Consider the following 11955-nt stretch of genomic DNA (forward strand, 5'->3'; position numbering starts at 1 on the left):
GGACACCCCTCACGGGCCCGCCCCGGACTGGTCCTGCTGCCGAGGCGAGAGAGACGTTGGTGAACGACCAGCACCCCCACGCCGGGTACGTCGGAGACGGCGCCCACACCACCGGCAGCTTCGCCATCGACCCGCTGTTCGGCGCCTACCCCGGCGGTCAGGCCGACCACAGCGGCCAGTGGGACCTCGGTCAGTACGCCGCCACCGGCACGTACGCGACGACGGGGCAGTACGACACCACGGGGCAGTACGACACGACCGGCCAGTGGGACACCACGGGCCAGTGGAACGCCGCCGCCTCCTACGAGGCCACCGGCGCGTACGAGACCACCGCGACGCAGTACGACACCACCGGGCAGTGGGACGCCTCCGCCTGGACCGAGGCCCAGCACACCGGCCAGTACGAGAACGTCCACGCCGGCGCCTACGCCGCCCAGGGCACGTACGGCTACGAGGCCTACGACGCCACCGGCCAGTGGGCCGCCCCCGCCTTCGCGACCGAGACCGGCGCCTTCGACGCGACCGCCTGGAACCACGCGACCCCGGAGCCCGAGCCGGTCGTCCCCCAGCAGTACACCCCGCAGGCGGAGCACACCTCCGAGTTCGCCGTCGAGTACGCCCCCGAGGGGTACGAGGACCACGAGGGCCACGCCTCCGCCGAGGACGACGAGACCTACGCCCCGGAAGCCCTCGCCGACGGCGAGGACGACACGTACCACGACGCGTACGACCACGACGCGTACGACGACGGGTACGACCACGACCCGTACGACGACGAGCCGGACGCCGGGCCCGCCGTCGAGATCCGTACGGATGCGCCCGTCGCCGGCCGCCCCGTGCGCCGCTCCTCCGGCGGCAACCGCGGCCGTCGCCGTACCCCCGCCAAGCGGTCCGCGCTGCTGACCGTCGCCGTCCCCTCCGCCTGCGTCATGGGGGTCGCCGGCATCGCCGCCGCCTCCGTCGGCGGCCTCACCGGCCCCACCACGAGCGACTCGCAGAAGAGCAACACGACCGCGCTCGCCGCCGCCGACCCGGCCTCGGTGAAGCAGGTCGCCGCCAACAGCGCGCTCGACACCCAGCTCGCCGCACTCAGCGCCGACGCCCGCGACTTCGGCGACCGCGCCAGCCGCACCCAGGAGCGCATCGACCTCCGGGCCCGCCAGGCGGCCGACAAGAAGAAGCGCGAGGAGGAAGCGGCCCGCAAGGAGGCCATGCGTCCCAAGTTCGCGCTGCCCGTGGCGCTGCACCGGCTCAGCGCGCGCTTCGGCCAGTCGGGCGTCAACTGGATGTCCGTGCACACCGGGATCGATTTCCCCGTGTTCACCGGCACACCCGTGATGGCCGCGACGGACGGCACCGTCCGCACCCAGCTGAACAGCGCCTACGGCAACATGGTGATCGTGACCGCCCCGGACGGCACCGAGACCTGGTACTGCCACCTCAGCAGCGCCAAGATCCGCTCGGGTTACGTGAAGGCCGGTGACGTCATCGCTTACTCCGGCGACTCCGGCAACTCCACCGGCCCGCACCTCCACTTCGAGGTCCGGCCGAACGGCACCGCCGCGATCGACCCGCTGCCCTGGCTGCGCAGCCACGGGCTCGACCCGACGAGCTGAGCTTCCCCATACGCAGGGAAGGGCCCCGGCATCGAGCCGGGGCCCTTCCCTTCTCCGCTACAGCTTCTCGACCGGCGCGTACCGCAGCAGCAGCCGCTTCGGCTTGTCGTCGCCGAAGTCGATCGTCGCCTGGGCGTCCGAACCCGCACCCGTCACCGTCATGACCGTGCCGAGGCCGAACTGGTCGTGCGTGACGCGATCGCCGACCTGGAGGGAGATGACCGGCTTCTCGCCGGCGCGCCGGGTGGCGAAGCCGGAGGGGCCGGAGCGCGCGCGGGAGGAGGAGAGCGAGGAGGTGATCCCCGAGGTCGGCCCGGCGGGCTTGGCGATCGGACCGGTCCGCTTCCACTCCAGGTACGCGGGCGGGATCTCCTCCAGGAACCGCGAGGCCGGGTTGTACGAGGGCTGGCCCCAGGCGCTGCGCATCGACGAGCGCGTGAGGTAGAGCCGCTCACGCGCGCGCGTGATGCCGACGTACGCGAGGCGCCGCTCCTCCTCCAGCTCCTTCGTCTGCCCGAGGGCGCGCATGTGCGGGAAGACGCCGTCCTCCATGCCGGTCAGGAACACCACGGGGAACTCGAGGCCCTTGGCGGTGTGCAGGGTCATCAGTGTGATGACGCCCCGGCCCTCCTCGTCCTCGTCGGGGATCTGGTCGGAGTCGGCGACGAGGGCGACCTTCTCCAGGAACTCGGCGAGGGTCGCGGGCTCCTCGCCGCGCTCCTGCTCGAACTCGAGGGCGACGGCGGCGAGTTCCTGGAGGTTCTCGATGCGGGTCTCGTCCTGCGGGTCGGTCGATGCCTGGAGTTCGGCCAGGTACCCCGTCCGCTCCAGGACGGCCTCCAGGACGACGGCGGGGCCCGCGCCGGACTCGACGACCGTGCGCAGCTCGTCCATGAGCGCGTTGAACCGCTTCACGGCGTTCGCCGAGCGCGCGGCCATGCCGTACGCCTCGTCGACCCGCTTGAGGGCCTGCGGGAAGGTGATCTTCTCGCGCAGCGAGAGGGCGTCGATCATCGCCTCGGCGCGCTCGCCGATGCCCCGCTTGGGGACGTTGAGGATGCGGCGCAGCGGGACGTTGTCCTCGGGGTTGGCGAGGACGCGGAGGTACGCGAGGACGTCCCGGACCTCCTTGCGCTCGTAGAAGCGCACGCCGCCGACGACCTTGTAGGGCAGTCCGACGCGGATGAAGATCTCTTCGAAGACACGGGACTGGGCGTTGGTCCGGTAGAAGACGGCGACGTCCCCGGCCTTGGCCTCGCCCGCGTCGGTGAGCCGGTCGATCTCGTCGGCGACGAACTGGGCCTCGTCGTGCTCGGTGTCGGCGACGTAACCGGTGATCTGCGATCCCGCGCCCGCGTTCGTCCACAGGTTCTTGGGGCGGCGGGACTCGTTGCGCTCGATGACGGCGTTGGCGGCGGAGAGGATCGTCTGGGTGGAGCGGTAGTTCTGCTCCAGGAGGATCGTCGTCGCGTCCGGGTAGTCCTCCTCGAACTGGAGGATGTTGCGGATGGTCGCGCCGCGGAAGGCGTAGATCGACTGGTCGGCGTCGCCGACGACGCACAGCTCGGCCGGGCCGAGGTCCTCGTAACCGGTGCCCACGAGCTCGCGCACGAGGGTGTACTGGGCGTGGTTGGTGTCCTGGTACTCGTCGACGAGGACGTGGCGGAAGCGGCGGCGGTAGTGCTCGGCGACGTCCGGGAACGCCTGGAGCAGGTGGACCGTCGTCATGATGATGTCGTCGAAGTCCAGGGCGTTGGCCTCGCGCAGCCGCGCCTGGTACATCCGGTACGCCTCGGCGAGCGTCTTCTCGAAGCCGTCGGCGGCCCGGTCGGCGAAGGTCTCCTCGTCGATCAGCTCGTTCTTGAGGTTCGAGATCTTGGCGCTGAAGGACTTCGGCGGGAACTTCTTCGGGTCGAGGTCCAGGTCCCGGCAGACCAGCGACATCAACCGCTTGGAGTCGGCGGCGTCGTAGATCGAGAAGGAGGAGGTGAAGCCCAGCCTCTTCGACTCGCGGCGCAGGATGCGGACGCAGGCGCTGTGGAAGGTCATGACCCACATCGCGTTGGCCCGCGGTCCGACGAGCTGCTCGACGCGCTCCTTCATCTCGCCGGCGGCCTTGTTCGTGAAGGTGATCGCCAGTATCTGGCCGGGGTGCACGTGCCGGGTGGCCAGGAGGTGGGCGATGCGGTGGGTGAGGACCCGGGTCTTGCCGGAGCCGGCGCCCGCGACGATGAGCAGCGGGGTGTCCGTGTGGACGACGGCGGCGCGCTGCTGCTCGTTCAACCCGTCCAGGAGCGCGGCGGCGTCCACGACGGGCCGGGGGTGGCCGTCGCGGTAGTGCGTCTCCCGGGCGGGCGGGGGCGCGTCGAAGTGCTCCCCGAAGAGGTCGTGCGGGACCTCTTCCATGGCCGGGGAGCCGTGCTCCTCGTCCTCGGGGTGGGGCGGGGGCTCCTCCGAGGAGTGGTTCTGGAGGCCGGCCAGGAAGCTGTCGTCAAAGAGGCTGCTCATCGCCTCACGAGTCTAGGACGCCCCGCCGACATCCGGGCCCGCCTTCGGGACCCTCGTGCGCGTTCCGGCTGCGGAACGGCTCACACCCAGAGGGTCGCGATGAAGATGTTCGCCATGGTCAGGCCGCCGACGGCGCCGAAGAGGGCCTTGTCGACCTTCTCCTCGTCCCGCTTGACGTAGACGAGGCCGAGGATCACCACGAGGATCGCCATCTTGATGCCGATCTTGAGGTTGTTCAGCGTGTGGTCGTCGGCCTGGTTGAGGCCGACGAGCGCGACGCCCGTGATCAGCATCGTCAGCGCGCCGTGCAGCATCGCGGGAACGAAGCGGGCCGTACCGGCGCCCATCGCCTTCATCTGGGTGAGGAAGCCGCCGAGGAGGGAGGCGATACCGATGATGTGCAGGGCGACGAAGACATTGATGAGTACGTCCATGGGGCGGAGCCTAACCGGGGCCCTAGCACCGCTCTCCGGCCGGGTCCACTCCCCACGCCGCTCCGGTCGGACGACCGCCGGAATGTCCCCGGCCGCTCACCCCGTGCGAACTCCAGGCGAAAGAGAACGGTCCCCGACACGTCAACTGACGCCAATAGCGGTCAACTCCCCGTCCGGCCGTGACCCCGCGTTTAGCGTCCTCCACCAGGTGACCGGCTCCCCACCACCGCCGGCGATCCGGCGGCCGTCGGTCACCCCCGCCGAGAAAACCCGGCGGCGGCCCGTCTCCCCTGTGCGGTCCGCCGTCGGCCCGGCGGGCACCGTCCCCCTCAGGGAAAGAGGATGTGACCCGCCCTCGTGGCAGCGCACCGGAAGTCCAAACAGTCCCCCCTCGGCGTCTCGGCGGTCCGCACCGCCGCCACCCTCGCTCTCGCCTCGGCGGCGGCGGCGACGCTCTTCGAAGGGTCCGGACACGCGGACCCCCGGCCCACCACCGCCCAGGTCAAGGCGAAGGTCGACCGGCTCTACGAGGAGGCCGAGGTCGCGACCGAGCGGTACAACGGGGCGAAGGAGAAGGCCGACGAGGCGCGCGCCGCCTTCGACCGGCTGCGCGACGAGGCCGCCCGCAGGACCGAACGCCTCAACACCGCCCGGGACGCACTCGGGGCCATGGCCGCCGCCCAGTACCGCTCCGGCGGACTCGACCCCGCCGTCCAGCTCGCCCTCACCTCCGATCCCGACCAGTACCTGGAGCGGGCCGCGCTCGCCGAGAAGGCCGGAGACCGGCAGACGGCCGCCCTCACGGCCGTACGGCACGAACTCGCCGCGATCCGGCAGCTGCGCGGCGAGTCGGCGGACAAGCTGACCGCGCTGCGCGGGCAGGAGGCGGAGCTGCGCCGCCAGAAGGCCACCGTGGTCGGCAAGCTGGCGGAGGCCAGGAACCTCCTCGCCCGGCTGACCGCGGAGGAACGCGCACGGTACGAGGCGGCCGCCGCGGCCCGGGACGACTCCCGCGCCGACGCCTCGACGCGGCCCGACGGCCCGAGCGGTGCGGGCACGGCCGGCGGCCCCTCGACCGTGCGGGCCGACCGCTCCTCGGGCGGCGAGCGCGAACCGGTGACCGCCCCCGACGGACGGGCCGCCGCCGCCATCTCCTTCGCCCGCGCCCAGCTCGGCAAACCGTACGTGTGGGGGGCGACGGGCCCCTCCGCGTACGACTGCTCCGGTCTCACCCAGGCGGCCTGGCGCGCGGCCGGCGTCTCCCTGCCCCGCACCACGTACACCCAGATCAACGCCGGCCGACGCGTCTCCCGCTCCCAGCTCGCCCCCGGCGACCTCGTCTTCTTCTACTCCGGGATCAGCCACGTCGGGCTCTACATCGGCGGCGGCCAGATGATCCACGCCCCCCGCCCGGGCGCACCGGTCCGGATCGCCCCCATCGACGAGATGCCCTTCGCCGGCGCGACGCGGGTCGGCTGAGCCCCCGCTCGGGCCAGGCGCCCCGGACCCCGTTCGGACCAGGCGGCTCAGTCGAGGCGGCTCGGCCGAGGCGACTCGGGCCAGGCGGCTCGGGCCAGGCGACTCGGGCGGGCAGCGCAGACCCGGCGACGCGAACCGGGCGGCTCAGGCCCTGCGACGCGAACCGGGCGACTCAGACCCGGCGACTCGTATCAGGCGGGGTCAGACCAGGCGGCGGGCGGTGGCCCAGCGGGTCAGCTCGTGCCGGTTGGAGAGCTGGAGCTTCCGCAGCACCGCCGAGACGTGCGACTCGACCGTCTTCACCGAGATGTAGAGCTGCTTGGCGATCTCCTTGTACGCGTATCCCCGGGCGATCAGCCGCAGCACCTCCCGCTCCCGCTGGGTGAGCCGGTCCAGGTCCTCGTCCACCGGGGGCGCGTCCGTCGAGGCGAAGGCGTCCAGGACGAAGCCGGCGAGGCGCGGCGAGAAGACGGCGTCGCCCTCCTGGACCCGGAAGATCGAGTCGACCAGGTCCGTGCCGGTGATCGTCTTGGTGACATAGCCGCGGGCACCGCCCCGGATCACCCCGATGACGTCCTCGGCCGCGTCCGAGACCGACAGGGCCAGGAAGCGGACCGGGTCCTCGGTCGCGCCCATCAGGCTCGCACAGCGCCGCAGCACCTCCACGCCGCCGCCGCCCGGCAGGTGGACGTCCAGGAGGACGACCTCGGGGCGGGTCGCGGTGATGACCGTGACCGCCTGGTCGACGTCGGCCGCCTCGCCGACCACCTCGACGCCGGTGACGTCGGTCCGGCCGATCTCGGCCTGGACCCCGGTGCGGAACATCCGGTGGTCGTCGACGAGCACCACCCGCACCCGGCGCTCCGTGCCCTGCGCCCCCGCATCGGTTCCGGTCGTCGCTCCGGTCTCGTCGCTCATCCGTCCGCCCTCTCCATCTCGAGCTCCACTTCGGTGCCCCCGCCCTGCGGTGACCGCAGCCGGGCCGTACCGCCGTTGCGCTGCATACGGCCGATGATCGATTCTCGTACGCCCATCCGGTCCTCGGGCACGGAATCCGGGTCGAAGCCCGGTCCCCGGTCCCGCACCGAGACGAAGACCGTACGGCCCTCCACCTCGGCGTACACCTGCACGGCCCCGCCCTCGCCACCGTACTTTGCGGCGTTGACCATCGCCTCGCGTGCGGCCTGCATCTGCGCGGTCAGCTTCTCGTCGAGGGGGCAGTCGCCGACGACGACCACCTCCAGCGGGACCCCGTGCTTGTCCTCGACCTCGGCCGCCGCTCTCTTCACCGCCTCCGCGAGGGTCTCGGGCTCCTCGTCCCTGCCGGTGCCCTCGGGCTTGTAGAGCCAGTTCCGCAGCTCGCGCTCCTGGGCGCGGGCGAGGCGGCGCACCTCGCCGGCGTCGTCGGCGTTGCGCTGGATCAGGGTCAGGGTGTGCAGCACGGAGTCATGGACGTGGGCCGCGACCTCGGCGCGCTCCTGGGCACGGATGCGCATGGTCCGCTCTTCGTTGAGGTCCTGCGACATGCGGACCAGCCAGGGGCCGGCGAGGAGCGCTATGCCGGTGAGGACCGCGACGGCGGCGGTCACGGCCGTGCCGAGCTGGGCGACGGAGCCGCGGACCACCACGAAGACCGCGAGGCCGGTGCCGACGAGGCCGACGCCGACGAGGCCGCGGACGAGCTGGAGCGCGCGCTTGTGGCGCCCGGGCTCGGTCCAGCTGGCCCGGCGGGCGTTGTCCGCCTGTCTCCAGACGAGCGCGACGCCGACGGCGATGAGGAGCAGGGGCCATATGTAGCGTCCGGTCTCGTTGTCGACGCTGACGTTCCCGACGAGGGCCGCGAGGCCGATGCCGAGCGCGATCAGGGCGACGACCTGGCCCTGGTCCGGTTTGCGGAGTCTGCGGCGGCCGTCCGATGTGGTCTCGAAGAGGGAGCGCGGGGCGGACCTTCCGCCGACGCCGAGCGGGACGACGATCCAGAACACCGCGTAGAGCACGAGGCCCAGGCCGTTCGAGAAGAACAGCACCACGAAGAGCGCGCGCACCCAGACGACCGGCAGGCCGAGGTGGCCCGCGAGGCCCCGTGCGACACCGCCGAGCCACCGCCCGTCGGCGCTCCGGTAGAGCCTGCGCACGGGTGGTTCGTCGGTCTCGGTGACACGAGCGGTTGCGGACATGCACCGATCGTCACACGTTCGGCCCGCCCCGGACATCAGGGTCGGCCCTGAGATCGTCCCTGGCAACGACTCGGGGGCGGGGGGCCCGTGAATATCAGGGTCGGGCCAGGGTCGGCCCCGGTGCCGCGGAACGTCACCGGCCGTCACCATGGAGGCATGACGAGTTCGATGCCTTCGCAGCACGAGGCCCCGCCGCCGGCGGAGGCCGATCCCGCCCCGCCACTCCGGCGCTCGCGCAGCAGCAACGTCGTGGGCGGCGTCTGCGGAGGTCTCGGACGGCGCTTCGACCTCGACCCGGTGATATTCCGGGTGGTGATCGGCGTGCTGTCGGTCGCGGGCGGCCTGGGCCTCGTGTTCTACGGCTTCGCGTGGCTGCTGGTCCCGCTCGTGGGAGAGGACGAGAGCGAGGGCCGCAGACTGCTGATGGGCCGGGTGTCCGGGGCTTCCCTGGCGGCCCTGCTGATGGCGCTGATCGGCTGCGGGATCTTCCTTTCGACACTGCACAGCGGGAATGTCCTGGGCTTCACGCTCATCCTGACGCTCGCCGTGTGCGGGGCGGCGGTCTGGTCGCAGCGGCGGCGGGTCGGCGGCGAGCCCGAGGGCCGGTCGGACACCGCGGCCGGCCTCACGGTCGCCGAGGCGCCGCCCGAGACCAAGGCCCCGCCGATCTTCGAGTCCCCCTCCTGGTGGAAGGACCCGATCGTCAAGGACGGCTCGACGGGCAAGATCGCCGTCGGCTACCTGTGGGGTCCGCACGGAATCCTGGACGAGGACGGCCGGGTGAACGGCGAGGTGCCGAAGCCGGGCAGTCAGTGGGGTCCCGGCCCGTCGGAGCCCGGGCGTCCGACCCCCTCCGTCCGCCGGAGCCCACTCTCCATCGGGGGGCTCGTCTTCCTGCTCGCGCTGATAGCGGGCGGCCTCGGGACGGGCCTGACGTGGGACACCCACCCGCTGGGCACCAGCCTGCAGGCCGGCCTCTCGGCCGCGCTCGCGGTCTTCGGCCTGGGCCTCGTCGTCAGCAGCTTCCTCGGACGGACCGGGTTCGGCACGGTCTTCCTGACCGTGGTCACGGCCGGCCTCCTGGCCCTGGCCACGGCGCTGCCCGACCGGATCAGCACCGAGTGGGTCCGCGAGACGTGGACGCCGGCCTCGGTCGCCGCCGTGCAGCCGGGCTACGAGCTGGGCAGCGGGGTCGGGACGCTCGACCTGACCCGGCTCCCGCTCCCGGCCGGCACGACCGTGACGACGCACGTCGAGGTCGGCGCCGGGCGGCTCGAGGTGATCGTGCCGAAGAGCGCGGTGGTGAAGCTGCACGCCGAGGTGGGCCTGGGCGATCTGCAGCTGCCGGGCGCACCCGCCGGCGACATCGACATCGCGCCGGGCCGTGACGTGACCCGGACGCTCACCCCGTCGGCCGGGACCGCCCCGGCGGGCACCCTGGACCTCTCGCTCGAGGTCGGACTCGGACAGGTGGAGGTCACCCGTGCTGCTTCATGAGTTCCGCCCCGGCCGGCTGCTCGTCGGCCTGACGGCCCTCGTCCTGGCCGCCGCCTACGCGGGCGACGCCTCCGGCGCCTGGACGACCCCGTGGTACGCGGTGATCCCCCTCCTCTGCGGCGGCCTGGGCACCGCCGCCCTCGCGACCTGGGTCGCCTATCGAATACGGCGCCGTTCGGCGAGGAGCCGGTCCAGTGAGAGCACCGGGGCCCCGGCCAGCAGCAGCGGGAGCCAGGACATCAGATAGATCAGGTCGTTGCCGAGGTAGTACGGGTGGACCTGCCAGCTCACGGTCAGCCAGAAGCTCAGCGAGATCAGCGCGCCGCCGAGCGCGGCCAGTCGGGCGAAGAGACCGAAGAGGGTTCCGAGCCCGACGGCGAGCTCTCCGAAGGCGATGGCGTATCCGAAGCCGGTCGGGTTGTTGAGGGCGAGGTCGACGAGGGCGGGGATCGCGGAGCTGTCGCGGACGCCGCGCATCATCTCGCCGATGGAGCCGCTGCCCGCGTCGGCGAAGAAGGCGGAGTCGGTGAGCTTGTCGAGTCCGGCGTAGACGAACGTGACCCCGAGGAAGATCCGCAGCGGAAGGAGGGCATAGCGGGAGGCGGTCGCCCGCCACACGTCGAAGGTCGCCTTCCGCTCGACAAACCGCCCGTTGTCACCGGACGCGTCGGGACCACCCACTGCGCCCGGACCACCGGCCGCGCCGGGGCCGCCTGACGCGCCGCGGCCACCTGACACACCCGAGCCGCCCGAACCGCCCGACGTGCCGGTCCCGCCGAGGCCGTCGGTCCTGCCCGGGACCGTCGGGTCGTCGTCCCTGTCGTGCGGTTGGTCCGTCTGTCCCGTCATCGTCGGTCACCTCTCCACGCCCCGTACGGCTGTTCGCGGGTCGATTCTCCTCGCACACGGCGCCGGGGACGCGGGAAGGGGGCCGGAGGGTCAGTCCAGGACCTCGATCGTGACCCGGTTGGTCTCCACACCGGCCGCCGTGACGACCGAGACCTCCACCCGGCCCGGTTCCACGTCCGCCGGGAGGGGGACGGTCAGGGACGTGTCGGTGGGGTTGGCGAAGCCGCCGGGGACCGGGACCAGCGGCACGTGGGCGTGGACGGGGCCGATGCGGACGACCAGGCGGGTCAGCGGGTCGGGGGCACCGGCGCCCGGCGGGACGAAGCCGCAGCCGCGGATCTCGATGTCGTCGCCCGTGCGGATCGGGGCGTCGAGGTCGCCGGCCTCCCGGGACCGGACCACGGAGTGGATCGCGGGACGGACGCCCTCGGTGCACTTCGCGGCGAGGTGCCAGGCCGCCGAGACGCCGACGAGCAGCACGAGGGACCAGGGCACCTCGGGGAGCCGGTCGGGGTCGCCGGCCAGACCGACGGCGGCCAGGGCGAGGACGGCACCGGAGACGAGGAGGTACTGGACGTCGGCGAGGGCGGCCCGGCCGCTGTCGTCGCAGACGAGGTCGCCGGCGCGGGGCCGGTCGGCGCGCACCTTCTGGAGGCGGCCGGCCGCGATCCCCAGGGCGACGACGAGACGGGCGGTGACGGTGACGGAGGCGACGAGGGCGAGGACGGTGAGCAGGCCCGCGCCGCGGGCGAGAGCGAAGGCGGTCGTGCCCGGTGATCGGAAGGCGAGGAAGAGGAGGGTGTAGCCGAGGAGCAGCAGCCAGCCGGCGGCGACGGCACGGGTGGTGGAGAGCCGGTTGTCCTCGCCGATCAGCGGGGCGAGGAGACCGCCGCGGGCCCGGTGGGCGTGGGCGGCGGCGCTGAGCAGGACGGCGAGGACCAGGGCGGTGCACAGGCCGGCCGTGCGGGCCCCGGTCCAGCCGCCGTCGATGGCGGTGAGGGCCTGGCCGAGGAGGAGGGCGAGGACGGCGCCCCAGACCGCGCCGTGACCCCCGCGCCGGACGCGGTCGAGCCAGGCGTGCCCGGCCTCCCGGCCGCGCACGGCAACCGCGCGGGCGGACTGGGCGAGCTCGTCGGAGACCCACTGGCGGGCGGCGACCGGCGAGTGGGCGACGGCCGCGGGGACGCCGTGCCCGGCGGCGAGTTCGTCGCGCCGGGCCAGGAAGGCGGCGACGGCGCGCCGGTGGCCGGTCTGCCCACAGTGCGCGCAGCCGGCACAGGCCGTCGCGTGCTCGCCGTACTGTCTCGCCTCTTGAACCGCCACGGTGCTCACTCCCGAGCTCACTTCACGGCCCGCTTCGATGCGTCCCGGCGCGCCCCGAAGGGTCAACCAGCC

9 protein-coding genes are annotated in these 11955 nt (G+C 72.8%); 3 read left to right on the forward strand and 6 right to left on the reverse strand.

The window, feature by feature from the left end:
• Positions 1 to 59: 59 nt before the first annotated feature.
• Positions 60 to 1616: a M23 family metallopeptidase gene (locus ACFYX3_RS02890; RefSeq protein ID WP_389007426.1), complete on the forward strand. Its 1557-nt coding sequence runs from the start codon at positions 60 to 62 to the stop codon at positions 1614 to 1616.
• 57 nt (positions 1617 to 1673) lie between these two features.
• Here ACFYX3_RS02890 and pcrA read toward each other — a convergent pair whose 3' ends face one another.
• Together pcrA and ACFYX3_RS02900 are read right to left on the reverse strand one after the other, a co-directional pair.
• Positions 1674 to 4124, reverse strand: coding sequence for a DNA helicase PcrA (gene pcrA / locus ACFYX3_RS02895; protein ID WP_376594248.1), 2451 nt, complete (start codon positions 4122 to 4124; stop codon positions 1674 to 1676).
• An 80-nt stretch (positions 4125 to 4204) separates the two neighbouring features.
• Positions 4205 to 4558, reverse strand: coding sequence for a hypothetical protein (locus ACFYX3_RS02900; RefSeq protein ID WP_184931532.1), 354 nt, complete (start codon positions 4556 to 4558; stop codon positions 4205 to 4207).
• Positions 4559 to 4915: 357 nt separating this feature from the next.
• Here ACFYX3_RS02900 and ACFYX3_RS02905 point away from each other — a divergent pair, with 357 nt between their 5' ends.
• On the forward strand, positions 4916 to 6037 hold the full coding sequence (locus tag ACFYX3_RS02905; protein WP_389007429.1) for an NlpC/P60 family protein: 1122 nt from the start codon (positions 4916 to 4918) through the stop codon (positions 6035 to 6037).
• A 201-nt stretch (positions 6038 to 6238) separates the two neighbouring features.
• On the opposite strand, the gene ACFYX3_RS02910 is transcribed toward ACFYX3_RS02905, so the two are convergent.
• Positions 6239 to 6955: a LuxR C-terminal-related transcriptional regulator gene (locus ACFYX3_RS02910; RefSeq protein WP_389007431.1), complete on the reverse strand. Its 717-nt coding sequence runs from the start codon at positions 6953 to 6955 to the stop codon at positions 6239 to 6241.
• On the reverse strand, positions 6952 to 8214 hold the full coding sequence (locus tag ACFYX3_RS02915; RefSeq protein ID WP_389007433.1) for a PspC domain-containing protein: 1263 nt from the start codon (positions 8212 to 8214) through the stop codon (positions 6952 to 6954). The genes ACFYX3_RS02910 and ACFYX3_RS02915 overlap by 4 nt, the downstream gene beginning before the upstream one ends.
• A 156-nt stretch (positions 8215 to 8370) precedes the next feature.
• Between ACFYX3_RS02915 and ACFYX3_RS02920 the strand changes: the two genes are divergently transcribed.
• Positions 8371 to 9711: a PspC domain-containing protein gene (locus tag ACFYX3_RS02920; protein WP_389007435.1), complete on the forward strand. Its 1341-nt coding sequence runs from the start codon at positions 8371 to 8373 to the stop codon at positions 9709 to 9711.
• A gap of 156 nt (positions 9712 to 9867) precedes the next feature.
• Here the strand turns inward: ACFYX3_RS02920 and ACFYX3_RS02925 are convergent, their stop codons facing one another.
• Together ACFYX3_RS02925 and ACFYX3_RS02930 are read right to left on the reverse strand one after the other, a co-directional pair.
• Positions 9868 to 10329 (reverse strand): DoxX family protein, encoded by a 462-nt coding sequence (locus ACFYX3_RS02925; protein ID WP_389008085.1) that lies wholly within the window; start codon positions 10327 to 10329, stop codon positions 9868 to 9870.
• A gap of 321 nt (positions 10330 to 10650) precedes the next feature.
• Positions 10651 to 11883, reverse strand: coding sequence for a hypothetical protein (locus tag ACFYX3_RS02930; RefSeq protein ID WP_389007437.1), 1233 nt, complete (start codon positions 11881 to 11883; stop codon positions 10651 to 10653).
• Positions 11884 to 11955 lie beyond the last annotated feature (72 nt).

Source organism: Streptomyces sp. NPDC002463 (assembly GCF_042889835.1).
In the GTDB taxonomy this organism is placed as follows: Bacteria; Actinomycetota; Actinomycetes; order Streptomycetales; family Streptomycetaceae; genus Streptomyces; species Streptomyces nymphaeiformis.

Coding starts and splice junctions, on each gene's coding strand:
- ACFYX3_RS02920 (WP_389007435.1), top strand. CDS start 8,371: ATGACGAGTTCGATGCCTTCGCAGCACGAGGCCCCGCCGCCGGCGGAG.
- ACFYX3_RS02915 (WP_389007433.1), bottom strand. CDS start 8,214: ATGTCCGCAACCGCTCGTGTCACCGAGACCGACGAACCACCCGTGCGC.
- pcrA (WP_376594248.1), bottom strand. CDS start 4,124: ATGAGCAGCCTCTTTGACGACAGCTTCCTGGCCGGCCTCCAGAACCAC.
- ACFYX3_RS02900 (WP_184931532.1), bottom strand. CDS start 4,558: ATGGACGTACTCATCAATGTCTTCGTCGCCCTGCACATCATCGGTATC.
- ACFYX3_RS02910 (WP_389007431.1), bottom strand. CDS start 6,955: ATGAGCGACGAGACCGGAGCGACGACCGGAACCGATGCGGGGGCGCAG.